The 24,721-nt window shown below is 69.3% G+C and carries 27 protein-coding genes and 1 pseudogene; 14 read left to right on the top strand and 14 right to left on the bottom strand.

From position 1 onward, the window contains the following. Nucleotides 1–8: 8 nt before the first annotated feature. The 3 genes from trpA to FKO37_RS11220 form a co-directional block, all read right to left on the bottom strand. On the bottom strand, nucleotides 9–722 hold the full coding sequence (gene trpA, locus FKO37_RS11210; RefSeq protein ID WP_238604407.1) for a tryptophan synthase subunit alpha: 714 nt from the start codon (nucleotides 720–722) through the stop codon (nucleotides 9–11). Further along, nucleotides 719–1,876, bottom strand: coding sequence for a tryptophan synthase subunit beta (gene trpB, locus FKO37_RS11215; RefSeq protein WP_238604408.1), 1,158 nt, complete (start codon nucleotides 1,874–1,876; stop codon nucleotides 719–721). The genes trpA and trpB overlap by 4 nt, the downstream gene beginning before the upstream one ends. A 69-nt stretch (nucleotides 1,877–1,945) precedes the next feature. Further along, nucleotides 1,946–2,554: a maleylpyruvate isomerase family mycothiol-dependent enzyme gene (locus tag FKO37_RS11220; protein WP_238604409.1), complete on the bottom strand. Its 609-nt coding sequence runs from the start codon at nucleotides 2,552–2,554 to the stop codon at nucleotides 1,946–1,948. Nucleotides 2,555–2,616: 62 nt separating this feature from the next. Between FKO37_RS11220 and FKO37_RS11225 the strand changes: the two genes are divergently transcribed. Beyond that, entirely contained in the window at nucleotides 2,617–3,573 is a 957-nt protein-coding gene (locus FKO37_RS11225) for a sigma-70 family RNA polymerase sigma factor (RefSeq protein ID WP_238604410.1), read from the top strand. Here FKO37_RS11225 and FKO37_RS11230 read toward each other — a convergent pair. Then, nucleotides 3,563–4,141, bottom strand: coding sequence for a helix-turn-helix domain-containing protein (locus FKO37_RS11230; RefSeq protein WP_238604411.1), 579 nt, complete (start codon nucleotides 4,139–4,141; stop codon nucleotides 3,563–3,565). The two genes, FKO37_RS11225 and FKO37_RS11230, sit on opposite strands and share 11 nt — an antisense overlap. A gap of 90 nt (nucleotides 4,142–4,231) precedes the next feature. Between FKO37_RS11230 and FKO37_RS11235 the strand changes: the two genes are divergently transcribed. Beyond that, on the top strand, nucleotides 4,232–4,795 hold the full coding sequence (locus FKO37_RS11235) for a class I SAM-dependent methyltransferase (protein ID WP_238604412.1): 564 nt from the start codon (nucleotides 4,232–4,234) through the stop codon (nucleotides 4,793–4,795). Between the two features lie 151 nt (nucleotides 4,796–4,946). Then, nucleotides 4,947–5,138: pseudogene (locus FKO37_RS47730) on the top strand (class I SAM-dependent methyltransferase); the annotation flags it as partial. Nucleotides 5,139–5,168: 30 nt separating this feature from the next. Here FKO37_RS47730 and FKO37_RS11240 read toward each other — a convergent pair. Next, nucleotides 5,169–6,503, bottom strand: a complete 1,335-nt coding sequence (locus FKO37_RS11240; RefSeq protein ID WP_238604413.1) for an MFS transporter — start codon at nucleotides 6,501–6,503, stop codon at nucleotides 5,169–5,171. An 84-nt stretch (nucleotides 6,504–6,587) separates the two neighbouring features. Between FKO37_RS11240 and FKO37_RS11245 the strand changes: the two genes are divergently transcribed. The 5 genes from FKO37_RS11245 (at nucleotide 6,588) to FKO37_RS11265 (ending at nucleotide 11,604) form a co-directional block, all read left to right on the top strand. Next, nucleotides 6,588–7,400 (top strand): helix-turn-helix transcriptional regulator, encoded by an 813-nt coding sequence (locus FKO37_RS11245; protein ID WP_238604414.1) that lies wholly within the window; start codon nucleotides 6,588–6,590, stop codon nucleotides 7,398–7,400. A gap of 160 nt (nucleotides 7,401–7,560) precedes the next feature. After that, complete coding sequence (locus FKO37_RS11250; protein WP_238604415.1) at nucleotides 7,561–9,126, top strand: ABC-F family ATP-binding cassette domain-containing protein; 1,566 nt, start codon at nucleotides 7,561–7,563, stop codon at nucleotides 9,124–9,126. Nucleotides 9,127–9,179: 53 nt separating this feature from the next. Beyond that, nucleotides 9,180–9,641: a GNAT family N-acetyltransferase gene (locus tag FKO37_RS11255; protein ID WP_037817004.1), complete on the top strand. Its 462-nt coding sequence runs from the start codon at nucleotides 9,180–9,182 to the stop codon at nucleotides 9,639–9,641. A gap of 65 nt (nucleotides 9,642–9,706) precedes the next feature. Beyond that, nucleotides 9,707–10,735 carry an NAD(P)/FAD-dependent oxidoreductase gene (locus FKO37_RS11260; RefSeq protein WP_238604416.1) on the top strand — a complete coding sequence of 343 codons (1,029 nt, stop codon included), beginning with the start codon at nucleotides 9,707–9,709 and terminating at the stop codon, nucleotides 10,733–10,735. An 11-nt stretch (nucleotides 10,736–10,746) separates the two neighbouring features. Further along, a complete protein-coding gene (locus FKO37_RS11265; protein WP_238604417.1) occupies nucleotides 10,747–11,604 on the top strand; it encodes a sigma factor in 858 nt (285 codons plus the stop codon). Here FKO37_RS11265 and FKO37_RS11270 read toward each other — a convergent pair. Beyond that, a complete protein-coding gene (locus FKO37_RS11270; RefSeq protein WP_037817003.1) occupies nucleotides 11,591–12,232 on the bottom strand; it encodes a TetR/AcrR family transcriptional regulator in 642 nt (213 codons plus the stop codon). The two genes, FKO37_RS11265 and FKO37_RS11270, sit on opposite strands and share 14 nt — an antisense overlap. Before the next feature lie 80 nt (nucleotides 12,233–12,312). On the opposite strand from FKO37_RS11270, the gene FKO37_RS11275 reads away from it, so the two are divergent. The 3 genes from FKO37_RS11275 (at nucleotide 12,313) to FKO37_RS11285 (ending at nucleotide 14,948) form a co-directional block, all read left to right on the top strand. Then, nucleotides 12,313–13,788 (top strand): NAD(P)/FAD-dependent oxidoreductase, encoded by a 1,476-nt coding sequence (locus FKO37_RS11275; RefSeq protein ID WP_238604418.1) that lies wholly within the window; start codon nucleotides 12,313–12,315, stop codon nucleotides 13,786–13,788. Between the two features lie 249 nt (nucleotides 13,789–14,037). Then, on the top strand, nucleotides 14,038–14,382 hold the full coding sequence (locus tag FKO37_RS11280) for a hypothetical protein (protein WP_238604419.1): 345 nt from the start codon (nucleotides 14,038–14,040) through the stop codon (nucleotides 14,380–14,382). Then, a complete protein-coding gene (locus FKO37_RS11285) occupies nucleotides 14,379–14,948 on the top strand; it encodes a hypothetical protein (protein WP_238604420.1) in 570 nt (189 codons plus the stop codon). The genes FKO37_RS11280 and FKO37_RS11285 overlap by 4 nt, the downstream gene beginning before the upstream one ends. Here FKO37_RS11285 and FKO37_RS11290 read toward each other — a convergent pair. The 3 genes from FKO37_RS11290 to FKO37_RS11300 all read right to left on the bottom strand — a co-directional run bounded on the left by FKO37_RS11290 (nucleotide 14,945) and on the right by FKO37_RS11300 (nucleotide 17,039). Next, the gene (locus FKO37_RS11290; protein ID WP_238604421.1) at nucleotides 14,945–15,679 is read right to left on the bottom strand and encodes an ABC transporter permease; all 735 of its coding nucleotides are present in this window, start codon (nucleotides 15,677–15,679) and stop codon (nucleotides 14,945–14,947) included. The two genes, FKO37_RS11285 and FKO37_RS11290, sit on opposite strands and share 4 nt — an antisense overlap. Next, complete coding sequence (locus FKO37_RS11295; protein WP_238604422.1) at nucleotides 15,676–16,389, bottom strand: ABC transporter ATP-binding protein; 714 nt, start codon at nucleotides 16,387–16,389, stop codon at nucleotides 15,676–15,678. Before FKO37_RS11295 ends, FKO37_RS11290 begins: the two co-directional genes overlap by 4 nt. Before the next feature lie 74 nt (nucleotides 16,390–16,463). Beyond that, entirely contained in the window at nucleotides 16,464–17,039 is a 576-nt protein-coding gene (locus tag FKO37_RS11300) for a TetR family transcriptional regulator (RefSeq protein WP_037816986.1), read from the bottom strand. Nucleotides 17,040–17,180: 141 nt separating this feature from the next. On the opposite strand from FKO37_RS11300, the gene FKO37_RS11305 reads away from it, so the two are divergent. After that, the gene (locus tag FKO37_RS11305; RefSeq protein ID WP_238604423.1) at nucleotides 17,181–17,804 is read left to right on the top strand and encodes a response regulator transcription factor; all 624 of its coding nucleotides are present in this window, start codon (nucleotides 17,181–17,183) and stop codon (nucleotides 17,802–17,804) included. A gap of 7 nt (nucleotides 17,805–17,811) precedes the next feature. On the opposite strand, the gene FKO37_RS11310 is transcribed toward FKO37_RS11305, so the two are convergent. The 5 genes from FKO37_RS11310 to FKO37_RS11330 form a co-directional block, all read right to left on the bottom strand. Next, a complete protein-coding gene (locus tag FKO37_RS11310) occupies nucleotides 17,812–18,450 on the bottom strand; it encodes a LuxR C-terminal-related transcriptional regulator (RefSeq protein ID WP_238604424.1) in 639 nt (212 codons plus the stop codon). Between the two features lie 258 nt (nucleotides 18,451–18,708). Then, nucleotides 18,709–19,914 (bottom strand): ABC transporter permease, encoded by a 1,206-nt coding sequence (locus FKO37_RS11315; protein ID WP_238604425.1) that lies wholly within the window; start codon nucleotides 19,912–19,914, stop codon nucleotides 18,709–18,711. A gap of 469 nt (nucleotides 19,915–20,383) precedes the next feature. Continuing rightward, entirely contained in the window at nucleotides 20,384–21,079 is a 696-nt protein-coding gene (locus tag FKO37_RS11320; RefSeq protein ID WP_238604426.1) for an ABC transporter ATP-binding protein, read from the bottom strand. Continuing rightward, nucleotides 21,076–22,125 (bottom strand): peptidoglycan-binding protein, encoded by a 1,050-nt coding sequence (locus FKO37_RS11325; RefSeq protein ID WP_238604427.1) that lies wholly within the window; start codon nucleotides 22,123–22,125, stop codon nucleotides 21,076–21,078. Before FKO37_RS11325 ends, FKO37_RS11320 begins: the two co-directional genes overlap by 4 nt. Beyond that, on the bottom strand, nucleotides 22,122–22,628 hold the full coding sequence (locus FKO37_RS11330) for a hypothetical protein (RefSeq protein WP_037816974.1): 507 nt from the start codon (nucleotides 22,626–22,628) through the stop codon (nucleotides 22,122–22,124). Before FKO37_RS11330 ends, FKO37_RS11325 begins: the two co-directional genes overlap by 4 nt. 147 nt (nucleotides 22,629–22,775) lie before the next feature. Here FKO37_RS11330 and FKO37_RS11335 point away from each other — a divergent pair, with 147 nt between their 5' ends. Next, nucleotides 22,776–23,981, top strand: a complete 1,206-nt coding sequence (locus FKO37_RS11335; RefSeq protein ID WP_238604428.1) for a HAMP domain-containing sensor histidine kinase — start codon at nucleotides 22,776–22,778, stop codon at nucleotides 23,979–23,981. Nucleotides 23,982–24,023: 42 nt separating this feature from the next. Further along, on the top strand, nucleotides 24,024–24,692 hold the full coding sequence (locus tag FKO37_RS11340) for a response regulator transcription factor (RefSeq protein WP_238604429.1): 669 nt from the start codon (nucleotides 24,024–24,026) through the stop codon (nucleotides 24,690–24,692). The last annotated feature ends 29 nt before the right edge of the window (nucleotides 24,693–24,721 follow it).

Consider the following 24,721-nt stretch of genomic DNA (forward strand, 5'->3'; position numbering starts at 1 on the left):
AGCGGATTCTAGTCCAGCGCGGCCCGCATGGTCGCGACGTACTCGCCGACCTCCGCCGGACCGGCACCGTCGAGCACCCGCCGCATGATCGCCGCGCCCACGATCACGCCGTCGGCCACGCGGGCGGCCTCGGTGGCGTGTTCCGGTCGCGAGATGCCGAAGCCGACCAGGACCGGCAGGTCGGTGGCGTTCTTCAGCCGGGTGGCGAGGTCGATCGCGGAGGCGGGCAGGTGGTCGCGTTCGCCGGTGGTGCTCATCGACGAGACGGCGTAGACGAAACCTCGGCTGCGCGCGGCGATCTCTTGTGCGCGGTCGGTCCGCGTCGCGGGGGAGACCAGGAGCGCCAGGTCGATTTCCTCCTCGATCGCGGGTACTTCCTCCAGCGGAAGGTCCGGCACGATCAGACCGTCGACTCCGGCCTCTTTCAGTTCGGCGCAGAAACCCTTGCGGACGGCCAAGTTGGCGTAGGTGCTCACGATGACCGGAACGTCCACTGTGGTCTCCGACAGTGCATTGAGGACGCTGCGCGGAGTCGTTCCGTTGGCGAGAGCGACGTTGGACGCCTCCTGAATGGTCACGCCGTCCAGAGTCGGGTCGGAGAACGGGATACCGACCTCGATCGCGTCCGCACCGGCTTCGACCAGCGCCGGAAGGTATTCTGTCCATTGTGGATTAATGCCGCCGGTGATGTACGGCATCAGGATTTTGCGGTCGGTTTTCATGCGCGGGACTCCTCGGCGCGGGCAATGAGCGTGGCGATGTCCTTGTCGCCACGACCGGACAGGGTGAGCAGCACCGTGGAGCCCGCCGGAAGATCCGGCGTGCCAGCGGCTTCGGCCACCCAGGCAAGCGCGTGCGCGGATTCCAGCGCCGGGATGATTCCCTCGGTCCGAGCCAATTGCGCGGCCGCGGCGACCGCTGCTTCGTCGTTGACCGCGAAGTACTGCGCCCGGCCGAGGTCGCGCAGGTGCGCGTGTTCCGGCCCGACACCGGGATAGTCCAGCCCGGCCGCGATCGAATGGGCTTCGAGGATCTGCCCGTGCTCGTCCTGGAGGAACAGCGACCGCGAACCGTGCAGCACCCCGGCCTGGCCGGACGTCGCGCCCGATCCGCCGATCGCTTCCACTCCGACCAGCCGTGCGCTGGTGTCGGCGAATCCGGCGAACGTGCCCGCCGCGTTGGATCCGCCGCCGACGCACGCGACGACGAAATCCGGCACGGTCACGTGCTGTTCGCGGGCTTCGTCGCCGATCACGCGCTGGAATTCCCGCACCATCCGCGGGTACGGATGCGGTCCGACGACCGAGCCGAGACAGTAGTGCGCCTCCTCGGTCGAGCTGACCCAGTGCCGCATCGCCTCGCTGGTCGCGTCCTTGAGCGTGCGGCTGCCGGAGCGGACCGGGACGACCTCCGCGCCGAGGTAGCGCATGCGGAACACGTTGTGCGACTGGCGTTCGACGTCCTGTTCGCCCATGAACACCGTGACCGGCAGGTCGAGCAGCGCGCCCGCGGTGGCCGTCGCGACGCCGTGCATCCCGGCCCCGGTCTCGGCGATCAGCCGCTGTTTGCCCATCCGCTTGGCGAGCAGCGCCTGGCCGACCGCGTTGTTGATCTTGTGCGACCCGGTGTGCGTGAGGTCTTCCCGCTTGAGCGCGACGGTCACGCCGAGTTCCGCGGACAGCCGTTCGGCGGGCGTCACCGGCGTGGGCCTGCCGACGTGCCGGGCGAGCATCGTCTGGAGCTGCTCGCGGAAACCGGGGTCGACCCAGGCCTTCTCGAACGCGTCGGCGACTTCGAGGCAGGCGGGCACCAGTGATTCCGGCACCCAGCGCCCGCCGTACTCCCCGAAGCGTCCTTCCTGGGGTGGGGTGCGCATGAGCGGCTCCTTAGAGTTCTATAACTGTCTCCACTGTTATAGAACTCTTGACGATGGAGCGCAAGCCCGTCAGCGCTGCCGCAGCACCTCGACCCCGTCGCCGTCCAGGTCGTCGAGGAACCGGGAACGGCCGGTCATGGCCATGATCAGGGCGAGGGTCGGGCCCGACACCAGGGGTCCCGAGCCGCCGGAAAAGTCACTGTCGGTTGCTTCGAGGCGGAGGCCGCGGACGCGTCCCTTAGCGAGCACGACGAGGTCGGAGCCGAGGTAGTAGCGGGCCACCGCGGTGAGCGTGTCGATCGGATACTCGCGGCGGATGCCGAGCGGACGGCGGATGTCCTCACCGTGCACGACTGTCTCGCCGAGCATCGCCACGACCGGCAGCGGCGGTTTCGTCGTGCTGGTGATGACCCGGCGGAAGCGGGTCAACGTGTCGGCCGGGCTGTCGCCGAGGTGCTCGGCCAATCGCATCGCGACCTGCCGATCGAAGTCGAACCGGCAGCGGAGCACACCCGCCATCCAGCGCAGCGGCGTGAGCGACGCGCCGGCGGTGAGGTGGGCCAGCACCTCGCGGACGGAGAGCCCCTCGCACAGCGAAGGCGTGCTCCATGCGGCGTCGGACAGATCGTCGGCCAGTGCGGCGCGTTCGGCGTGGATCTGCGGCCAGGTCGCGGTCATTCCAGGTCTCCTCGGTAGTCGTTGCCAGGTGAGACCGGCCGGATGCGGCAGAATCGTCGGTCGTGGGGGAATTTTCTTCAGAAGCCGCGTTCACCCGTGCGGTGGCCCCGTTGCGGGTGGAATTGCGTGCGCACTGTTACCGCATGCTCGGCTCGATCCACGACGCCGACGACGCCGTGCAGGAGGCGTTGCTGCGAGCGTGGCGCGGGCTGCCCGGGTTCGAGGGCCGCAGTGCGCTGCGCACCTGGCTGTACACAGTCGCCACGCGGACCTGCCTGGACCTCATCGAGCAGCGCGGCCGCCGCGCACTGCCGGTCGACCTGGGTCCGGCGAGCGAGCAGGTCGTCCTCGACTCCGCCCCGCGTACCGACGTGGCTTGGCTGGGTCCCTGCCCCGATTTCCCCGCGGCCAGCTACGAACAACGCGAGGCGGTCGAGCTGGCTTTCGTCGCCGCGTGCCGCCATCTGCCGGGCAACCAGCGGGCGGCGCTGCTGCTGTTCGACGTCCTCGGCTTCTCCGCCGCCGAGATCGCCACGATGATGGAAACGTCCGTGACCTCGGTGAACTCCGCCCTGGCCCGCGCCCGCCGGACCATCGCGGCGCACGTTCCCGCCCGGACTCAGCAGCAGATCCTCGGCGACTCCCGCCTTCAAGAGCTGGCGGCCGGGTTCGCGACCGCTCTAGCCGAAGGCGACGTCGACGGTCTGGTGAGCCTGCTGACCGAGGACGTCACCTGGTCGATGCCGCCGCTGCCGCACTGGTACCGCGGCCGCGCCGCCGTGACGGAGTTCGCATTCCAAGTCCCGATGACGCGCTGCCCGAGCTGGCGCTTCCGCCTGACCAGCGCGAACGCCCAACCGGCCGTGGCGTTCTACCTCGGCGGTTCGGCGATTGTCCCGCACGAGGCGTGGTCGATCACCGTGCTGACCCTGCGGGACGATCGGATCTGCGACCTCACGTCCTTTCTCGGCGCGGAGCATTTCCCGGCCTTCGGACTGCCCGCCACGGTCATGCCTTAGGTGCGGCCCGCACGTGCGCGCGCTGCCCCTGTCGTCCGATCAGGCACAGGTACTCCACCGGTTCCGCCGACGCCGCGCCGAACCAATGCGGTAGCCGGGTGTCGAATTCCGCTGCCTCGCCCGGAGAAAGCGTCATGTCGTGCTCGCCGAGCACCAGCCGTAACTGTCCATTGAGGACGTAAGTCCACTCGTAGCCCTCGTGCGTCCTGGGATCGGGTTCCTGCTTTTTCCGTTGTCCGGGCAGGATGAATTTGTACGCCTGGATCCCGCCCGGACGACGCGTCAGCGGCAGGATTGTCATGCCGTCCGCACAGCTGATCGGGCGAAGATGGATGCGCGGGTCGCCGGTTTGCGGGGCGTCGACCAGTTCGTCGAGGGTCACCCCGTGTGCGCGGGCCAGCGGCAGCAGTTGCTCCAGGGTGGGCCGCCGGTTGCCGGATTCCAGTCGCGACAGCGTGCTGGCCGCGATGCCGGTCTGCGCGGCCAGCTCGGCCAGCGTGACGTCCCGCTTCCGGCGCAGCTCGCGCAACCGGGGGCCGACTGCGTCCAGGGCTCGGTCGTCGTCCATTGCCCGAGTTTGACAGATTGGCAAGCTTCCTTGCCAGATGTGCCGGAGGGTTTGCAAGGTGGAACCGGGAACCCCAGGAAAGGAACCGTTGTGCCGCACGCATTCGATCAGTCCTATTGGGACGAGCACTGGCATGGTGCCGCCGGACACGCACAGCTCGAACCGCATCCGCAGCTGGTCGAGGAGGCGGGGAAGCTGCCGCCGGGACGCGCGCTGGACGCTGGCTGCGGGGAAGGGAACGAGGCGCTCTGGCTAGCCGGGCACGGATGGCAGGTGACGGCGGTCGACCTGTCCGAGGAGGTGCTGCGGCACGCGCGCGAACGGTCGAGCGAGGTCGAGTGGGTGTGCGCTGACCTGCTGAAATGGACCCCGGACGGGCAGTTCGACCTGGTCGCCACGCACTACGTGCACGCGGCGGGCCCGCTGTTCGAGCGGCTCGCGGAGTGGGTCGCGCCGGGCGGGACGTTGCTGGTGGTCGGGCATCACCACGGGGAGATGCATCCGCCGGAGTCGACGATCACCGTCCAGGACGTCGGTCTGGATCCTGGGCAGTGGCAGATCACGGTCGCGGAGAACCGGACGCGGAAGGTGCATGGCGGGGAATTGCACGACACGATTCTTTGTGCCCGCAAGGCTTCTTCGCCGAACGCGTAATCGGTGGCGGACGGGGGCGATTCGGTAGTGCACTGGAGTGGTGGCGGCCTATGACGAGATCGCGGACTGGTACGAGGAGGAGTTTCTCCGCGCCCAGCCGGTGAACCCCGGGGCGAGCGCGCTGCGGGATCTTCTCGGCGAAGGCAGCGGGGTGTGCCTGGAAATCGGCTGCGGCACCGGCGTGCACGCGGACCTGGTGCGGGAGCTGGGCTGGATGCCGCTCGGAGTCGACCTGTCCAGCGGGATGCTGCGGCACGCCCGCGCCAGGCTGCCGACCGCCCAGGCCGATGCTGAGCGGTTGCCGATCCGGGACCGCAGCGTCGATGCGGTCGTTTCGGTGCTGGTGCACCGATCGTGCTGGCGGTGCGTGCGTTCATCGGCGCGGCAGCATCCGGAGAACGAGTATCGCGCCGACAGTGAGCACCAGAATCCCTCCGCAGGCCAGCGCGAGTGCGTGCAGTGGCGAGCCGGGCAGAGCGGAGTAGTAAACAGCGCCAATCACCGCGACTCCCAGCGCTCCGCCGATCTGCTGGCCAGTCGCGAGCACGCCGGAGGCCATCCCGGCGTCGGCGCGGGGAACAGCGGCCAGCACGTGGTTCAACAGCGGCGGGACCAGCAAACCCTGCCCTGCGCCGATCAAGGCGAGCGCGGGAGCGAAGGACCAGGGAGTGGTCGACAGCGTGATCAGCACGACGTAGCCGAGCCCGGCAGTCGCAGCCCCGAGGATCGGCGCGAAGGGCACCCGGCTGCCGAGCAGGCTCAACGCGAGGAAGGCGGCGGCGAACGGCAGGTACGTGAGCGCGGCGTCGAGCGGGCTGAGGCCCAGACCGTCTTGCAGGGCAAGGGAAAGCACGAGAAAGAACGAATTGATCCCGGCGTAGGTCAGCAGCACGAGACCCATTCCGAGACTGAATTCGCGCTGCCGCAGCAGCCCGGGGCGAACCAGCGGAGCGGGGACTCGACGTTCGACGGCCGTGAAGACTCCGAGTGCGACGGCACCGCCGGCGAGGCTGCACCAGGACCACAGCGGCCAGCCTGCTTCCCGGCCGGTGATGAGTGGCAGGACGAGCAGGGTGAGCGCGACGGTCAGCACGGCGGTGCCGCGGAGGTCCAGTCGTGCGGTGCCGTTCGGCCGGGTTCGCGGCAGGAAGCGGGCGGCGAGAGCGAGGGTCAACAGTCCGATCGGGACGTTGACCCAGAAGATCGCCCGCCACGGGCTGCCGAAGAGGTTCGCGGTCACGAGGATCCCGCCCAGCAGCTGGCCGGTGACGCCGGACAGTCCGATGACCGCGCCGAGCACGGCGAACGCTTTCGGGCGCTGCGGGCCGGGCACGACGACGTGGATCATCGCGAGGACCTGCGGGAACATCGCCGCGGCACCGAGTCCCTGGACGAACCGCGCGGCGACCAGCCATCCCGCGCCGGGAGCCGCGGCGCACGCGGCCGACGCCCCGGTGAACAGCAGCAGCCCGGCCAGGAACACCGGTTTGCGGCCGCGGAGGTCGCCGAGCCGGGCGAACGTGATGAGTGCCACGGCGTACGCGAGCTGGTAACCGGTGAGCAGCAGCTGGAGCTCGGCGGGCGAGGCACCGAGGTCGGACCGGATGGCGGGGGCGGCGACAAACACGATGAAGGTGTCCAGCACCGCCATGAAAACGCCGGCCAGCAGGATCGCGAGCGCGCGCCAGTGCGGGGAAACGGAGTGCATGGCTTGATCGTCGGCAGCGGGCCGGACGCGGGGGTAGCGGGCGAATATGCTGGTATCGCCACTACCAGGACCGGAAAGGAACGCATGTCGTCTGCATCGCGCCGGCGCGCCCTCGCGGACTTCCTGCGTTCGAGGCGCGATCGGCTCACCCCGGCGGAGGTCGGTCTTCCGGCGGGGCCGCGGCGGCGCGCGCCGGGGTTGCGCCGGGAGGAACTCGCGCAGCTGGCCGGGGTCAGCGTCACCTGGTACACGTGGCTTGAGCAGGCTCGGGACATCACTGTCAGCAGGCAGGTCCTGGCAAGTCTCGCGCGGGAACTGCGGCTTTCCGACACGGAACGGCAGCATCTCTTCGCCCTCGCTGAGGAACCGCCAGACCATCCCGCGGAGTCCTCGCCGCTGATGCTGCAGGGCATGGTCGACGCACTGGATCCGAACCCGGCGTACGTGCTCGACCCGCATTGGGACTTCGTCGCGTGGAACCGCGCCGAGGCCGCGCTGATCGGCGATCCGGCGCTGTTGCCCGACGGCGAGCGGAACCTGCTGTGGCTGGTGTTCACCGTGCCGCGGATCCGCACCCTGCTGGTCGACTGGCCGGGGCAAGCCCGAAATCTCCTCGCGCAGTACCGTGCCGACGCCGCGACCCGGGCCGAGGACGCGCGTTCGGCTGAGCTGGTGCGGGCGCTGCGCGAGGCGAGCCCGGAGTTCGGCGAATGGTGGGCCGCTCACGACGTCGCGCCGTTCAGCGGCAACCGGCGCGTTTTCGACCATCCGCGGGCCGGGGTGCTCGCCTTCGATTACGTGAAACTGTCCACTATGGACGACACTGGCCGGAAGCTGTTCACCTGCTTGCCCGCGGATCCGGACACCGCCGCGAAGCTCCCGTCGCTCGTGGCGTGAAATTCGGATGCGCGCCTTCTCGCGGGCGCCTACCCTGGTGATCGTGATACAGCACCAGCTCTACCTCTGAGGGATCACCGCCTCCACCGGTACCGCGCGCGTTCGCGGCACCGGCCCTCGTCCTTGTTGCTGATCACGTTTCATCGGAGGCATTTCCCTCATGACATCTCCGCTTTCGCCTGCGCTCGTGCGCACGGCGCATGTCCGGCTGTCCGACGTCCACGTCTCCTTCGGCGGCCGCCCGGTGCTCGCCGGGGTCGATCTGGTCGCGGCGGCCGGCGACCGGGTCGCCATCGTCGGCGAGAACGGGCGTGGCAAGACCACCTTGTTGCGCGTGCTCGCCGGGACGCAGCCGGTCGACCGCGGCGAGGTTCGCCGCGCGGCCTCGATCGGTGTTGCCGACCAGCAGATTCCCTTGGGAGACCAGGAAACCGTTGGCGATCTGATCGACCTCGAGCTGGCGGCCGTGCGTAATGCGCTGGCCTGCTTGGAAGCCGCGACGACCGCGCTCGCCGAAGGGCAACCTGGCGCGGACGACGCGTTCGCCGCCGCGCTCTCGGCCGCCGAAACGCTCGACGCGTGGGACGCGGACCGGCGGGTCGAGGTCTCGCTGGCCGCGCTGAACGCGGTCGACGACCGGAGCCGCCCGCTCGGCACGTTGTCGGTCGGGCAGCGGCATCGGGTCCGGCTGGCGTGCCTGCTCGGCGCGGGACATTCCGTGCTGTTGCTGGACGAGCCGACCAACCACCTCGACGCGTCCGGTCTCGCGCACCTCACCGAACGGCTGCGCGCGTACCCGGGCGTGGTCGTGCTGGTGAGCCACGATCGCGCGTTGCTCGCCGACGTCGCCACGTCCGTGCTGGACCTCGACCCGTCGAGCGACGGCCGTCCGCGCGGCTACGGCGGCGGCTATTCGGCGTACGTCGAGGCCCGGCAAGCCGAACGGGCTCGCTGGGAAGCGCTGCACGCCGAGCAACTCGCGGAACGACAGCGGCTCGCGGACGATCTTTCCGCAGCACAGAACCGATTGCGCGACAACTGGCGTCCGGAAAAGGGCCACGGCAAGCACACCCGCGCGACCCGGGCACCCGGTCTGGTTCGCGCCGTGCACCGACGGCAGGAGGAGTTGAACGCGCACGTGGTGGCTGTCCCGCCGCCGCCCGCGCGGTTCGCCATGCCGGAACTGCCGCAGCACCAAGGAACTGTCGCGCTGCGAGCGGCCGGGGTGACCGTCGCCGGACGGCTGGACCATCCGGTCGACCTGACCCTCGGCGGCGCGGACCGGCTCGTCGTCACCGGCCGGAACGGGGCCGGAAAGTCGACGCTGCTGGCGGTGCTGGCCAGGACGCTGGAGCCGACCTCGGGCACGGTCACGCGCGCCCGATCGGTGCGGATCGGCTGGCTGGGCCAGGAATCCGCCCTGCCGGCCCGACGGACCGCTGCTGAGCTCCTGGGCTCGGCCGACCTTGGCTTGCTCAGCGGATACGACCGCCACCGCCCGATCGCCGAACTGTCGACCGGAGCCCGGCGGCGGCTGGATCTGGCGCTGGTGCTGGCCGCGCGCCCGCAGGTATTGCTGCTGGACGAGCCGACGAACCACCTGTCGGCAACACTGGTCGACGAACTGACCGACGCCCTGCACTCGACTCCGGCCGCAGTGGTGGTGGCCACGCACGACCGGCAGTTGTTGCGTGACACGGCTTCCTGGCCGCGGTTGGCGCTCTGACGCGGAGGGCGCGAGGTAACAGCGGTGAAACATCCGCAGGGCAGTCTGGGGCAATGCCTCTGCTGATCGAGCGTGCTGACTTCGCGGACCCGCAGCTTCGGCGGTTCCTGCAGGCACACTTGGACGACCTCGCGCCCACCTCCCCGGCCGAGAGCAGGCATGCCCTCGACCTGGCCGCGCTCCAGCGTCCCCACGTCCGGCTCTGGACGGTCCGGGACGACCGGCACCTCGTCGGCACCGCCGCACTGGCGACGCTGGAGCCGCGGCACGAGGAACTGAAAAGCATGCGGACCGACCCCGCCCGACGCGGGCAAGGCATCGCTCGCACGCTCCTGGACTACCTGCTCCAGGACGCCAAAGACCGCGGCATCGAGCGCGTCTCCCTGGAAACCGGCAGCATGGACTTCTTCGCCCCGGCCCGCGCCTTGTACACGCGAGCGGGCTTCACCCCGTGCGCGCCGTTCGGGAACTACCGAGACGACCCGAACAGCACCTACCTGTCTCGCCGCCTCTGAAGCTGTCACAGATTTTCCGCGACCGGTGTCCATCCGCTGAAACCCCGAAAGCGGAGGAGGACAGCATGACGACGACAGTGCTCGGCGCGGGATACGCCGGGGTCATGGCCGCGAACCGGCTCGCTGGGCGCGGCGAGGAAGTGGTGCTGGTCACGCCGAACGCGTGGTTCGTCGAGCGAATCCGGCTTCATCGCGTGGCCACTGGTCTCCGGGAGAACGCCCGGCTCGACCTGGAGACCGTGCTGAACCCGGCCGTCGAGGTCGTCCAGGACACCGTGACGAAGATCGGTAAAGACAAGATCCAGCTCGCCTCCGGCGAGAACCTGCCCTACGACACCCTCGTCTACGCGGTCGGATCCGGGACCAGCGTCCACAACGGCACCTACCGGATCGTCTCCGAGGAGGAGACCGAACGGCTCCGCGCCGCCCTCGCCGAGGCACCGGACGCGCCGGTCACCATCGTCGGCGCAGGCCTGACCGGCGTCGAGCTGGCTGGGGCGCTGCGCGAAGCTGGACGCGCGGTGAAGCTGGTCTCCACCGCCCCGGACCGCCGCGCGATCCGCGCGCACCTGCGGTTTCTCGCCAAACAAGGCGTCGAGATCGAACTCGGCCGACGAGTCGATCCCGCCGAGCTCGAGGGGCTCGTCGTGGACACCGCCGGGTTCACCGTGCCGAGTCTCGCCGCCGATTCGGGTCTGCCGGTCGACGAATCCGGCCGGTTGCTGGTGGACGAGCAGCTCACCGTCCCCGGGCACCCGAACATCCTCGGCGCGGGCGACGCCGTGCACACCTCCTTCCGAGCCGCGTGCGCGACGGCGCTGCCGATGGGCGCGCACGTCGCCGACGTCATCACCGCGCGCCGCGAAGGACAGCCCGGCAAACCGTTCCGGATGGGCTATGTGCTCCAGTGCACCGACCTCGGCGGCGGACGCGGACGCGTCCAGTTCCTGCACCCGGACGACACCGAGCGCGCGATCGCGATCGACGGGCGGGCAGGCGGGCTCGTCAAGGAGACGATCTGTCGGATGACCGTGCGGTGGCTGAGCCAGGAACGGGATCGCGCGGGCCGGTACTCGTGGCCGGCCGGCGCCTAGACTTGGCCGGCATGGACCACGGCGACGTCTTCACCGCGCATCGGCCGACGATGCTCGCCGCCGCCTTCCACATCACCGGATCGCGGTACGACGCGGAGGACGTCGTGCAGGACGCGTGGGAAACCTGGTCGCGGGTGGACCTCGAGACGGTCCGCGCCCCGCATGCGTTTCTGTCGGTGATGGTCTCGCGGCTGGCGCTCAACGCGGTCCGCGCGCAGCGGCGCCGGCGCGAGAACTATCCCGGTCCTTGGCTGCCGGATCCGGTGGTCGAGGGGGATTCGCCGGAGTGGGAGGTGCTGCATCGCGACGGTCTGGGCCAGGCGCTCGACTTCGTGCTCAGCACGTTGACCCCGGAACAGGCCGCGGCGTTTGTCTTGCGGAAGGTGCTCGACGTCGATTATCCGTCGGTCGCCGAGGTGCTGGAGACAACGCCCGCGGCGGCCCGCCAGCTCGTCTCGCGTGCGCAACGGGCGGTGACGTCGGCGATCGGGGATTCCTTGCCAGATCAGGGAAATCGTGACGCCGAGGCGCTGGCGACGCTCGCCGAGGCAGTGCTGTCCGGCGAGATCGACAAGGTGGCGGCGTTGATCGCACCGGACGCGGTGCTGTACTCGGACGGTGGCGGCAAGGTGCTCGCCGCGCGCAAGCCGTTGTTCGGCCGGGACCGGATCGCGCAGTTCCTCATCGGGATTTCCACGATGGAGGAGGTGACGATCGTGCCCGCGGTCATCAACGGCGGCCCCGGTGCGGTCTTCCTTCAGGACGGCAAGGCGACGACCACAGTCACCGTCCGCGCGGGCGATGCCGGTGTGTCGACGCTGTGTTTCGTGCGCAACCCCGACAAGCTGACCGAGATCACTCTCGCCTAGCCGCGATCCCGTCGTACATCATCCGCCGCACGGCCTCGCTCACCCGGCGCTGCTCCTCGGGGTCCGGGTTGCGCAGCGAAGCGATCGCCGACGCCAGGATCATGCCGTTGATCGCCCGCGCGCTGTTCTCGATGTCGAGATCCGCGCGCAGGTACCCGAGCTCCACGCCGTGCGACAGATACGCCGCGGTCAGCTCCGTGGCCAGCTCGAAAAAGTCGAGTACGCGCGCCGCCATCGCTTTGTCGATACCGGCGGCCTCGAACAGCAGCAGCCGCGGCACGCGCGGGTCCTCGCCGAAGATCTGCGCGAGCGCGTCGCCGATCCGGGCGGTCTGCTCTCGGTAGGCGTCCAAAGTAGACACCGCGTCCGGCGCGTTTTCCGCGGTGAGCGCGGTGACGATGCGGGCGACCAGGTCGTCGATGACGTGGTCGACGATGTCGCGCTTGTTCTGGAAGTAGCGGTAGAAGGTGCCGTGCCCGATGCCGAGCTTCGTGGCGATGTCGGAGATCCCGGTGGCGTGGTAGCCGAGGTCGGCGAAGCAATCGAACGCCGCGTCGATGATCTCGCGGCGCAGTTCCTGCTTCTTGCGCTCGGCTCGGGTGGTGCGGGGGCTCTCCTGGGCTGTCACGCACTGCAGTGTATTGCCAAGTCCGCCGAAGTGACATACCGTTCCGTTACTGACAAGTAGTTCCGGACGAGAGGTCGGACATGGACGCGCAGTACGACGCAGTCATCGTCGGCGCGGGCTTCGGCGGCATGGGGGCGGCCATCCAGCTCCGCCGCCTCGGCTACCGCGACCTGCTGATTCTCGATCGCGAGGACGACCTCGGCGGGACCTGGCACGTGAACCGGTACCCGGGGCTGGCCGTCGACATCCCGTCGTCCACCTACTCCTACTCGTTCGAACCCAATCCGTACTGGTCACGGCTGTTCGCGCCGGGTGCGGAGCTGAAGAAATACGCCGAGCACGTCGCCGACAAGTACGGCCTGCGCGCCTCGATGCGCTTCGGCACCGTCGTGACCGGCGCGACCTGGGACGGCTCCAACTGGCGGGTCAGCATCGAAGGCGGAGAGACGGTCACCGCGAAGTACCTGCTCACCGCCACCGGCTTCCTGTCGCAGCCGAAGATGCCGGACATCGAGGGCATCGACCGGTTCGCGGGCAAGGTCATCCACACCACGAAGTGGGACGACAGCTACGACCTGGCGGGCAAACGCGCCGCGGTGATCGGCACCGGCGCGACGGCCGTCCAGCTCATCCCGGAGATCGCCAAGGTCGCCGCGGAACTGACGGTGTACCAGCGCACACCGATCTGGGTCAGCCCGAAGCCGGACTACGCCGTGCCGAAGCCGCTGCAGCAGGCGTTCGCGAAGCTGCCGCTGGTGCAGCGCGCGGTGCGGCTGGCGGGCAGTTCGGTGCTGGAGCTGATGATGATCTCCGGCGTGGTGCAGTACCGGCAGTTCCGCGGCGCCAACCGGATCGCCGAACGCTGGTGCCGCGCGCATCTGTACCGCCAGGTCCGCGACCCCGAACTGCGTCGCAAGCTGACGCCGGACTACTCCTTCGGCTGCAAACGGCCGACGTTCTCCAACGACTACTTCCCGGCCTTCACCCGCCCGCACGTGCACCTCGAAACCACGAGCATCGAGCGGATCGACGAAACCGGGATCGTCACCGCGGACGGCAAGCGCACCGAGATCGACACGCTCGTGCTGGCCACCGGCTTCAACCTGTGGGACGTGAACTTCCCGGCGATCGAGATCATCGGCCGCGACGGCAAGAACCTCGGGAAGTGGTGGCGCGACAACCGCTTCCAGGCGTACGAGGGCGTGACCGTGCCCGGGTTCCCGAACCTGGTTTCGCTCAACAGCCCGTATTCCTACAGCGGGCTCTCGTACTTCACGACCATCGAATGCCAGATGAAGCACATCGACCGGCTGTTCAAGGGGATGCGCGCCCGGGGCTCGGACGTGTTCGAGGTGACCCAGCGGGCGAACGACGAGTTCCTCGGCCGGATGAAGCACAAGGTCGGGCACTCAGTGTTCGCGCTCGGCCAGTGCGCGACGGCCAACAGCTACTACTTCAACCAGCACGGCGAGGCGACCCTGCTCCGGCCGACCTCAACAATCAGCGCCCACCGCGAGGCGGCGCGGTTCCCGTTGGAGGACTACAGCTTCGCCTGAGCCGAGGGTGATTTGCGTTCGCCAGGGGAACCCGCGGCTCGCGCGCGGCGTCAGTGTGGCGTGAAGACTGAGCAAGACGTCATGGCCCGCCTCCGCGCGTAGGCCGAACCCGTCCTCGGCAAGGGCGCGGCGGCGCGGATTCGTGCGTTCGAGAACGGCGACCTGTACGTCGAGGCGCGCACCGCTTCCACGCTCTGGGCATGGCTGGTCGACTTCCTCCTGGTCACCGGCCTGTCGGCGGCCGCGGCGGTGGCGTACTACTTCAAGTCGAACGCCTTCGACGCCGCCGTCGGGGCGAGCGTGATCGGGGTGGCGGGGCTGATCGTCGTGCCGCTGCTGTACGGCTGGTTTTACGGCAACGGACGCGGCCTCGGCGCGCTCTTCAACGGGATCCGCCTGGTCCGGCTCCGCGACGGCGGCCGGATCGGGCTCGGCAAGGCCGGCTGGGCGATGCTGATCCGCACGCTCGGGTTCGTGATCATCGCGCTCGGGGTGCTGAACGGGGACACCACTGTGGGGAGCGGGGTGCGCACGCACCTCGACATCCGAGAGACCGAGCGGCTCCGCGCGGCCGGTTTCGTCCGGAAGCCGTGAACGGGTATCAGGTTCGCGCGGTCGCGGACACTCCCGAGCAACGGCTGCGCGACTACACGACGCGGCTGCAGGCGATCGTCACCACCCGGCGGGTCTACCGGGTGATGACGGCCAGCCTCGCCGGGCTTTTCGGTTTCAGCGGGATTCTGGTCGGGGTGCTGGCTCATTCCGCGGCCGGAGGATTCAGCCTGGCGGGCGGCGGTGTTTTCTTCGCGGTGCTGTGGCTCGGCGGAGTTCTGATCTGGCGGGGCAGGCCCGCGACCGAACGTGCGTTGAACCCGGGTTCGCGCCCACCTGCTGGTCGTACGCCGGGGAATGTGCGGGGCGCTTTCTTTGCCGCAGCGGGGATGGGCTGTTTAGCCGCTGTCGTATGTGGACTGTCCTTTATGTCCAGAAACCCGCCGGACGCCTTGCTGAAACTGGTGATTATCGGGCTCGGCACCTTCGTGGTCTTCGCCGTTTTGTTCGTGCCGCCGGGATATGTCTACGCGCAGTCCGACCACTACTTCGAGAAATGGCTCAACCGCAACCGCGCGGCTTACGAGGCGGCGGCGAGGCGGCTCTAAGGCGTACGACGGCGTAGCGTCGCCGCTCCAAGACCCAGCGCCAGTACCGCGCACCCGAGCACGACGAGGATGTTGCGGGTCAACGTCGTCGTCCAGTCCGCGGAGTGCGTCACCTGCGTGAGCGCTTCGACGGCGTAGGACAGCGGCATCACGTCGGACAGCCAGTGCAGCACCCAGCCCATCTGGTCGCGCGGCTGGAAAAGCCCGCACAGCAACGTTTGCGGCAGCACGAACAGCGGCATGAACTGCACGGCCTGGAACTCGCTCGTCGCGAACGCGCTCACGAACAGGCCGAGCGCCATGCCGAGCAACGCGTCGAGCACGGTGATCAGCAGCAGCGACCACACCGAACCGGCCACCGACAGTCCCAGCCACCACAGGCTGACCGCAGTCGCGACCGCCACCTGCAGCACCGCGACCAGCCCGAACGCCAGCGCGTACCCGGCGAGCAGGTCGAATTTCCCCAGCGGCAGCGTCATCAGCCGCTCCAGGGTGCCCGCGGTGCGTTCGCGCAGGGTGGTGATCGACGCGATCAGGAACATGATCACGAACGGGAACACGCCGAGCAGCGCGGGCGCGATCCGGCTGAACGTCTCGGCCGAGTTGAAGACGAAGCGCAGCAACACCATCAGCAGCGTCGGCACGAGAACGAGCATCACGACGGTGCGCGGATCGTGCCGCAGCTGGGCGAGGATGCGGCGAGTGGTGGCGAGAGTGATCGAGACAGTCATCGCTGGGCCTTCACCAGGTGCAGGAACGCGCGTTCGAGGTCTTGTTCGCCGGTGGCCGCGCGCAGGGCGTCCGGCGAATCGTCGGCGAGCAGCGCGCCGTCGCGCATCAGCAGCAACCGGGTGCAGCGGGCGGCTTCGTCCATGACGTGGCTGGACACCAGAAGCGTGGTGCCCTCGGCGGCGAGCCGATGGAAAACGTTCCACAAATGCTCGCGCAGCAACGGATCCAGCCCGACGGTCGGTTCGTCGAGCACGAGCAGTTCAGGCGTGCCGAGCAACGCGACGGCAAGGCTGGCCCGGCTGCGCTGGCCGCCGGAAAGTCGCCCGACCAGTGCGTCGGCGTGCGAACCGAGGCCGACCTGATCGATCGCCTCGGGCACCGACCGGGACGGCGCGCCCAGTACGGAGGCGAAGTAACGCAGGGATTCGGTGACCGTGAGGTCGGCGTAGACCGCTGGCGCCTGCGTGGCGTACCCGATCCGCTTGCGCAACCGTCGGCTGCCGGCCGGTTCGCCGAGCACCGTGACGGTGCCGCCGTGGGTCACCTGCACGCCGACGACCGCGCGCATCAACGTGGTCTTCCCGCAGCCGCTCGGCCCGAGCAACCCGGTCACCGAACCGGGCTCGACGCGGAAGCTCACGTCGCGCAGCACCTCCCGGCCACCGCGGACGACCCGCAGGCCGTCGATGACCACCGCGGAATTAATCATGCGATGAATTCTGCGCGCGCGGAATTTCGGTGTCAAGGCCGGGGAGGGCGGAAGCGGGAGGTCCAGAGCGCGGATCAGGCCTGGTCGACGTACTGCTGCACGGCAGGAGCGATCAACCCGACCACGTCCTCGTGCGCGGCCCGCGCGAGCGGCTCGACCTGCACGACGTACCGGACCATCGCGAGCCCGACGAGCTGCGCGGCGATGCCGGTGACCCGCAGCGGCGGGATGTCGAGCGCGTCCGCGATCTTGTCCAGCAGCGCGCCCTGGATGAAGCCGCGCAGCATGTCGGCGGCCTGTTCGGTGGTGGAGACCGAGCGCAGCACGCCGAAGAACGCGTCGCGCGAAGCGGGGGTTTCCCAGAGGGTGAGGAACAGCCGGACGAGACGTTCGCCCACCTCGGAGCGAGGGCCGTCGAGGATCGCGGCGACGACGACGCCGGGGTCGGCCGGGAGGTGCAGCGCGGTCGCGAAAACCTGGTCCTTGCTGCCGAAGAAATGGTGCACGAGCGCGGGATTCACTCCCGCCTCCGCGGCGATCGCGCGGATCGTCGCGCCCTCGTACCCGTTCCGGCCGAACAGGTCCCGCGCGGCGGCCAGAATGGCCTCCCGCGTCTCGGTCTGCCCGGGGCGGCGTCCCGTCCGTGCCATCGGCGTCCTTTCGTCCGCTCCAGTATCGCGGGACCATGGGCGGTACAGCTGGCTGTACCTGATCTGTACCCCGCGCGGGATCGCCGGTCGTCCCGCCGGGGCCTTAGGTTCGGGCGACCGGGAGGGCAGGGGGGAGCGGGGATGAACGGGACGGCGGTGCACGAGACAGCGGTCCGGGTGCTCATTCGAGCCTCGGATCCCCTTACCGACAACGGGATCCGGAGCTGGCTGCAGGCGCGGCCGGAGTTTTCCGTCGTGACTGACGAGGTGGACGTGATCATCGTCGCGGCCGAGCTGCTGTCGGTGGAGGTGACGTCGGCGTTGCGCGGGCTCAAGGCCACTGTGGACGCTCCGGTGGTGCTGCTCGTCGACGAGCCGGCGGCGGGCTCGGCGGTGCTGACCGCGGTGGAGTGCAACGTGGTCGCCCTGCTGAACCGCGAGCGCACGTCGAGCGAGCAGCTGGCCGCCGCGGTGCTGACCGCTTCGCGCGGCGGCGGAATCCTGCCCCCGGCGGCGCTGGGCACGCTGCTCAGCCATTTCCGCCGGCCGATCGAGCCGCGGCCGAAGCACAGTTCCGGCCTGACGCAACGGGAAATCGACGTGCTGCGGCTGCTGGCCGAAGGCCTCGACACGGCGGAAACCGCGGAGAAAATCAACTTCTCCGAACGCGCGGTGAAGAAGGTGATCCACGATCTGTCGCAGCGTCTCGAGTTGCGCAACCGGACGCACGCGGTCGCCTACGCGCTCCGCAACGGCGCGATCTGAGGGGCGTTCAGATGATGCCCGTCCGCAGGGCGTACGCGACCGCGTGCGAGCGGTTCCGCAGATCGAACCGGACCAGCAGCGTGCTGATGATGTTCTTGATCGTCCGCTCCGAATACGCCATCCGGTCGGCGATTTCGACCGTGCCGAAACCGTCCGCGAGCAGGCCGAGGATCTCCACCTCGCGGCTCTGCAGCCGGTGCCGGTCGAGGAAGCCGCGCGGGTACCTGGCCTCGCCCTCGCTGGTGTGGAACTCGTTCGTCAGCCGGGTCGCGCGGACGTCTTCCGGCTCGGCCGCCGGCACGCGGGCGGCCAGCGCTTCGAGGATCTTCTCGCGCGTCGCGGAACCGCGGTACAGCACCGCGGACAGGCCGAATCCGCCGAGCCTGCCCAGTTCGGCCTTCTCGATCCGGTCCGCGACCAGCACCGCGCGCACGTCCGCGACGAACGCGGTCCGCCGGATCCGCGCCAGGTCGGCCAGGGTTTTCTCTCGGACCTCCGGCACGATCACGAGCAGGACGTCCGCGCGCGGGACCTCGCTGGGAGCCATCACGGCGTACCGGGGCGTGCCGCGCAGGTAGGCCGCGGCTCCTTCGCCGCTGATCGGGTCGTTGGCGATGATCGCCACTCGTTCGGGCAATGCGCTCATGTCAGCTCACAGACCAGTCGTTCCGCGCCGCATCCTCCGCTGAGCCGAGGATCCGCGATCCAGCGCGCGAGGTCGATCCCCCGCGCTGCCCGGGCGCGGTAGTGCCTGCGGTACCTCAGCAGCAGTTAAGGACTTAATCGAACGTTAGTGCTTGTAACCTTAGTTGCACGATAGCACTAGACGGGAGTCCAGCGGTGGTAATTGCCCGCACGACCGGGTGGCGTTCACGCGATCCGGTCCTGTGGGCCGACCACTGGGTCAGGCGAGCGCCTGAGCAGGGGGAAGCCGCGCCGCCCGCATCGCCGGATACGCCCCGGCGATCGCGCCGACCGCGGCCGAAACCGCCACCCCGCCGGCGAGCGCGACCGGCGGCAGCACCGTGGGCCAGCCCTGGCTGAGCGCGTACCCGGCGGTCGCGCCGACCCCGAGCACCACCCCGACGAGCCCGCCCAACCCGGACAGCAGCACCGATTCGGCGAGGAACTGTCCGCGGACCTGGCCCCTGGTCGCCCCGAGCGCGCGGCGCAATCCGATCTCGCGTCTGCGCTCCAGCACCGAGATCACCATTGTGTTCGCCACGCCGACGCCGCCGACCAGCAGCGCCACCCCGCCGAGGCCGAGGAACAGCGCGCCGTAGGTGTTCTTGGTCAGCTGCTGCGCGGCGAGCGCGTCGGACGGCCGCTCGACCGCCACCTCGTTCGGCGCGGCCGGGTTGATCGTCGCGGCGAGCACCGAGCGGACCGCGTTGACCTGCGATTCCCGCGCGCGCAGGTACACCGTGCTCGGATGGCCGTCGAAGCCGAAGACCTGCTTGGCGACGTCCCAGCCGATCAGCACCGACCGTTCGACCTCCGGCGCGAGCGGCATCGGCGCGAGAATCCCGACGACGCTGAACCACGCCGAACCGATCAGGACCTGCGGCGGCCGCGTCGGATCGAGGTGGTCGATGCCGAGCCTCGACGCCGCCTCCGACCCGAGCACGACCGCCGGGAAGCGCTGGTTCGCCGGGCCGAGGAACGTCCCAGTCCGGACCTTCCCGCCGAGCACCGGCAGCAGATCCGGCCGCGCGGCGAACACCGAAACGCCCGCCGAATCGTCCTTGCCGACCCGGTCGTTGCGGTACACCTTGGCGTTGACCTTGCCGACCTCCACCGCCCCCTCGACCGGCGCGATCCGCCGCACCATCGGGACCGCCGAGTCGGGCAGCTTCGCCGAACCGCCCATGAGCGTCTGCCCGGCCTCGGCGCGGAGCAGATTGGTGCCCATCGCGGCGAGCTTGTCCTGCAGCGCCTGGTCCGCCGACGCCGGAATGGCCAGCACGGCGACCATCGCCGCGACCCCGATGGCGATGCCGAGCGCGGACAGCATCGCGCGCAGCGGGCGGGTGCGCATTCCGTGCGCGCCAAGGGAAAGCAGATCGGCAGGACCGAGCCGGGTCGGGCTGGGTGGGGCTGGTGCGGTCATTGGGGTGCTCCTGCCGGGTGGGTTGTGCTGGGGCGGGGTCTGCTGTCGGCAGGGGTGTGCGGGGCTTTGGTGCGGGGCGGGTCGGGCTGGTTCGGACTGGGTGCGGTTATTGCGGTGCTCCGGCTGGGGCGGTGGTGGTGTCGGTGGGTGTGCGGCGGGTCGGCGGGGTGGGGCTGTTTCGGGTTGGGTGCGGTTATTGCGGTGCTCCGGCTGGGGCGGTGGTGGTGTCGGTGGGTGTGCGGCGGGTTGGCGGGGTCGGGCTGGTTCGGGCTGGGTGCGGTCGTTACGGCGTTCCAGTCGGGGCGGTGGTGGTGTCGGCGGGTGTGCGGCGGGTCGGCGGGACCGGGCTGCGTCGGGCTGGGTGCGGTCATTGGGATGCCCTTGCCGGGTGCGGTGGTGGGGTGGAGTTTGCGGTCGGCAGCGGCGTGGGGCGGGTCGGCGGCACCGAGCCGATCCGCTCCGGGCGCGCTCATTGCGGCACCGCCAGGTCGGCCGCACCAGTGTCGAGGCGTAATTCCCCGTCGAGGATCTCGATTCGCCGCGGCATTCCGGCCGCGATTTCCCGGTCGTGCGTGATGAGCACGACCGTGGTGCCGCCAGCATTCAGCTCCGCGAGCAAGGACAGCACTGCCGCGCCATTGCCGGTGTCGAGGTTTCCGGTTGGTTCGTCGGCGAGCAGGATCGGCGGCGTGTTCACGACCGCCCGGGCGATCGCGACTCGCTGCCGTTCGCCGCCGGACAGTTCGCCTGGCAGGTGTCCGGCGCGATGTCCGAGCCCGACCCGGTCGAGGGCTTCCAGCGCTCGCGTCCGGCGTTTTCGTTTCGGGACTCCGCTGTACAGCAGGCCGCTGCACACGTTGTTCACCGCGGTCTCGCCGTCGTCCAGGAAGAATTGCTGGAACACGAACCCGATCCACCGCGAGCGCAGCGCGGCGAGTTTGCGGTCGGACAGCTGCGCGACGTCGTGTCCGCGGATCTCGATCCGGCCTTCCGTCGGCCGGTCGAGCGTGCCCATCAGTTGCAGCAGCGTGGATTTTCCCGAACCGGACGGTCCGACGATCGCCGCCATCTCTCCGTCCGAAAAGGACAGTGAGACATTCCGCAATGCGGGCACGTTCCCGCCGTAGGTGCGCGACACCCGATACGCGGCCAGCACGGGGATCATGACGTGGTCACCACCCGCTGGCCCGCGTGCAGACCGGCGGCCTTGACCTCGACCTGCCCGCCCGAAAACAACCCAGTCTCGACGCCGACCAGCCGCCGCTTGCCCTGTTCGTCGACCTCGACCGCGTATCCGCCCTCGGCGAGCGCGACCAGCGCGCCGACCGGCACCACCAGGACGTCCTGGTGGGCCTCCTTGGTGAACCGCACCGATACCGGAACGTCGACGACGTCTCCGGCAGCAGCCGGGTCGTCCACCTGGATCTGGACAGTGACCTTCGCCTTGCCGGTTTCCTTGTCCTCCGCGGCGGTGTCGCCGAGATCGGTGATCGTGCCGGTCAGCGTGCGGCCGTTGAGCGAGACGGACACCTTCGCGCCCTTGACCGCGACGCTCTGCTTGGTCGCGTCCAAATCGGCCTCCACGACGCGGGCCGTGCCGGTGTACTTGAAAACCTCGCCCGCGCCGGGGCCGCCGAGCTGGCCGGTCGCCGACGACACCCGGATCTCGCCGGGGGCCAGCACGACGTCGGCCGGATCGAACGTCCCGGTCTGTGCCAAGCCGAGTGATTTCTGCCAGCGTTTGAGCGCGGTCGCGGTCGCGGAGGTGAACTTCTCGTCCGGGGTGCCGAAACCGCCGTATCCCAGTGCTTTCAGGTTCTCTTCAAGCTCTTTGACGTCCGGTCCTTTGTCCACGCCGTCGTTCAGCACGCGATAGAACGGCAGGGTTCCGTAGAACAGCGGCACCGGCTTGGCGTCCACTGTGTACGCCGTCTTGCCGCGGCCGAGCACGTCGCCTCGACCGGGCAGCCAGGTCACGGTGCCGTTCTTCTTGCCGCTCAGCGCGGATTCCTTGCCGTAGCCGAGTTTCCCGGTCGCGTTCTCCTCTTCCTTCAAGTCCGATTTGGTCACTTCGGCGGTCGCCACCGGCTTCGCCGCCGCGGCTGGTTCGCCGCCGGAGGCGACGTGGGTCAGCACGACCGCCGAGGTCGTGCCGAGCACGACGACCGTCGCTCCCGCGGCGATGAACCAGCGTCCTCGTTTCCCGGTCACTTTCCGGCCATTCCCATTCCGCACGCCTTGAGCGCTTCCTCGAATTTGGTCCCGTCGTCCTTCATCGGCAGCGCCTGTGCGCCGCCGTTCGCGTCCGGATCCGGCATGTCGACGCCATGCTCGCGCATGCATTTGGCGTCCTTCCGGGCCTTGTCCAGTTCCTCCGGCGTGAGCTTCTTCGGCATTCCGCCGCCCGGCAGCAGCTTCTTGCAGGCGTCGAGGGCCGCCATGGTCTTGGGATCGTTGGAGAAATTGATGGTCGGGGCTTCGTTCTCGCCCGGATCCGGTGTGTCGACGCCGTGTTCGCGCATGCATTTCGCGTAGGCGCGCATCGCGTCCCGGTCCGCTGCGGGATCGGCTTTTCCGGCGGCGGCGTCCTGCTGCGGGCTTGCCTTCGGGCTGGAGATCGACGGCACCTGCGGCGCGGTTTCCCCGGACGAACACCCGGTGAGCAGCGCCAGCGCGAGTCCGGCTCCGACAGCCGCCAGACGTGCTTTCCGCATCGGGATTCTCCTTCGCTCGGGCGGGTCGTTCCCGCCGGTGGCCCAGTAGTACCGACGCGGCGATACAGGCTCGTTAAGCGATCTTGTTTATCCTCTCCTTATGCCCGGATAGGACAGACTGTCGGCAGCCACGACCTGGGAGGACCCTTGGCCGAGAAGAGCGCAGGCCCGCGCCGGGGGCCGCTGCGGCTGTCCGTGCGGACCCGGCTCACCGCGCTGTACGGCGGGTTCTTCCTGCTGGCCGGGCTCGTGCTGGTGGTGGTGACCTACACCGTCGTCAGCAACGAACTGCCCGCGCCCGCGCAGTATCTCGGCGACGGAGCCTCGCTGAAGCTGAGCCAGGTCGCCGCCGACGTCGAATCGGTCCCGATGGAGGCGACGACGATCCCGATGCAGACCGTCCCCGCTTCCGCGGAGAAAGTGGCGACTGCGGTGCTCACCGATTACCGCAGTTCGACAATGTCCACTTTGGTCCTCGCGTCGGCGATCGCGCTGGTGGTCACCGCCGCGCTGGCGTTGCTGTTCGGCTGGTTCATGGCCGGACGCGCGCTGCGGCCGTTGCACACGATCACCTCGACCGCGCGGCGGCTCGAAGCCGGGAAGCTCGATCAGCGCATCAACCTCGACGGCCCGCGTGACGAATTGAAGGAACTCGCCGACACTTTCGACAGCATGCTGGACCGTCTCGCCGGTTCGTTCGACAGCCAGAAACGGTTTGTAGCCAACGCGTCCCACGAGTTGCGCACTCCGCTCGCGGTGCAGCGGACGCTGATCGAAGTCGCGTTGGAAAACCCCGACGCCGGACCGGTGCTGACCAAACTGGGCGCGCATTTGCTGCAGACCAACGAACGCAGCGAACGGCTGATCGAAGGATTGTTGGTGCTCGCGCGCAGTGATCGCGGCCTGAGTGCCCGGGCTCCGGTGCGACTGGACAAAGTGGTCCGTTCCGTAGTGAAACTCACTGCCGCGCAGGCGAAAGAGGCTGGCGTGACCATGGAGACCCGACTGCGCGCGCGTACGGTGGTCGGCGATGCCGTGCTGCTCGAACGCCTGGTGCTGAACCTGGTGAGCAACGCGATCAGCTACAACATCCCGGACGGCTGGGTCTCGATCACCATCGGCGCGACACCCGCGCTGAGCGTCCGCAATTCCGGGTCCAATGTGGACGACAACCAGGTCGCGGGCTTGTTCGAACCCTTCCGGCGGGGAAAACCGGATCGCACCGGAGCGGCGGACCATTCCGGACTGGGGCTGTCGATTGTGCGTTCGGTCGCTCGCGCGCACGACGGGGACGTCTCCGCGCGGGCGAATCCGAACGGCGGTTTGACGGTCGAGGTGCGGCTGCCCGCTTGATCCTTATCTCGGCTTTATCGCCGTTCAGGGCATGATGATCGAATGCGGGTACTGATTGTCGAGGACGAGCCGCTCCTCGCGGATTCGATTGCCGAAGGACTGCGCCGCTATTCCATCGCGGTGGACGTCTGCTACGACGGCGGCGAGGCCCTCGAACGCGTCGCCGTGCACGCGTACGACGTCGTCGTCCTGGACCGAGACCTGCCGACCGTGCACGGCGACGAGGTCTGCGCGGCGATCGTCGACGCGGGCGGCGAGACCCGGGTCCTCATGCTCACCTCGGCCGCCGACGTCACCGACCGCATCGAAGGACTGAACCTCGGCGCGGACGACTACCTGACCAAACCGTTCGTCTTCGCGGAGCTGGTCGCCCGGGTGCACGCATTGGCCCGCCGGGCGCGTCCGGCGCTGCCGCCGGTGCTGGAGGCGGCCGGTCTGGTCCTCGATCTGCCCCGGCACCAGGCCTCCCGCGACGGTCGCTTCCTGCCGTTGTCTCCGAAGGAGTTCGCGGTGCTGGAGGTCCTGATGCGAGCCGACGGGACGGTGGTGAGCGCGGAGCAGCTTCTGGAGAAAGCGTGGGACGAGCACGCCGACCCGTTCACCAACACGGTGCGGGTCACGGTGATGACGTTGCGGCGGAAGCTGGGCTCGCCGCCGGTGATCGAGACGGTCGCCGGAGCCGGATACCGGCTGGCCGCCACACTCGCATAGCCCCGCAGCCGGTCCGTGAAGGGCTCCTT

Origin of the sequence: Amycolatopsis sp. Poz14, assembly GCF_006704225.1 — a bacterium.
Taxonomy (GTDB): domain Bacteria; phylum Actinomycetota; class Actinomycetes; order Mycobacteriales; family Pseudonocardiaceae; genus Amycolatopsis; species Amycolatopsis nivea.

Coding starts and splice junctions, on each gene's coding strand:
- FKO37_RS11340 (WP_238604429.1), top strand. CDS start 24,024: ATGCGGGTACTGATTGTCGAGGACGAGCCGCTCCTCGCGGATTCGATT.
- FKO37_RS11305 (WP_238604423.1), top strand. CDS start 17,181: ATGAACGGGACGGCGGTGCACGAGACAGCGGTCCGGGTGCTCATTCGA.
- FKO37_RS11230 (WP_238604411.1), bottom strand. CDS start 4,141: ATGGACGACGACCGAGCCCTGGACGCAGTCGGCCCCCGGTTGCGCGAG.
- trpB (WP_238604408.1), bottom strand. CDS start 1,876: ATGCGCACCCCACCCCAGGAAGGACGCTTCGGGGAGTACGGCGGGCGC.
- FKO37_RS11290 (WP_238604421.1), bottom strand. CDS start 15,679: ATGACTGTCTCGATCACTCTCGCCACCACTCGCCGCATCCTCGCCCAG.
- FKO37_RS11310 (WP_238604424.1), bottom strand. CDS start 18,450: ATGAGCGCATTGCCCGAACGAGTGGCGATCATCGCCAACGACCCGATC.
- FKO37_RS11275 (WP_238604418.1), top strand. CDS start 12,313: ATGGACGCGCAGTACGACGCAGTCATCGTCGGCGCGGGCTTCGGCGGC.
- FKO37_RS11255 (WP_037817004.1), top strand. CDS start 9,180: ATGCCTCTGCTGATCGAGCGTGCTGACTTCGCGGACCCGCAGCTTCGG.
- FKO37_RS11260 (WP_238604416.1), top strand. CDS start 9,707: ATGACGACGACAGTGCTCGGCGCGGGATACGCCGGGGTCATGGCCGCG.
- FKO37_RS11295 (WP_238604422.1), bottom strand. CDS start 16,389: ATGATTAATTCCGCGGTGGTCATCGACGGCCTGCGGGTCGTCCGCGGT.
- FKO37_RS11320 (WP_238604426.1), bottom strand. CDS start 21,079: ATGATCCCCGTGCTGGCCGCGTATCGGGTGTCGCGCACCTACGGCGGG.
- FKO37_RS11300 (WP_037816986.1), bottom strand. CDS start 17,039: ATGGCACGGACGGGACGCCGCCCCGGGCAGACCGAGACGCGGGAGGCC.
- FKO37_RS11240 (WP_238604413.1), bottom strand. CDS start 6,503: ATGCACTCCGTTTCCCCGCACTGGCGCGCGCTCGCGATCCTGCTGGCC.
- FKO37_RS11315 (WP_238604425.1), bottom strand. CDS start 19,914: ATGACCGCACCAGCCCCACCCAGCCCGACCCGGCTCGGTCCTGCCGAT.
- FKO37_RS11220 (WP_238604409.1), bottom strand. CDS start 2,554: ATGACCGCGACCTGGCCGCAGATCCACGCCGAACGCGCCGCACTGGCC.
- FKO37_RS11250 (WP_238604415.1), top strand. CDS start 7,561: ATGACATCTCCGCTTTCGCCTGCGCTCGTGCGCACGGCGCATGTCCGG.
- FKO37_RS11265 (WP_238604417.1), top strand. CDS start 10,747: ATGGACCACGGCGACGTCTTCACCGCGCATCGGCCGACGATGCTCGCC.
- FKO37_RS11245 (WP_238604414.1), top strand. CDS start 6,588: ATGTCGTCTGCATCGCGCCGGCGCGCCCTCGCGGACTTCCTGCGTTCG.
- trpA (WP_238604407.1), bottom strand. CDS start 722: ATGAAAACCGACCGCAAAATCCTGATGCCGTACATCACCGGCGGCATT.
- FKO37_RS11330 (WP_037816974.1), bottom strand. CDS start 22,628: ATGCGGAAAGCACGTCTGGCGGCTGTCGGAGCCGGACTCGCGCTGGCG.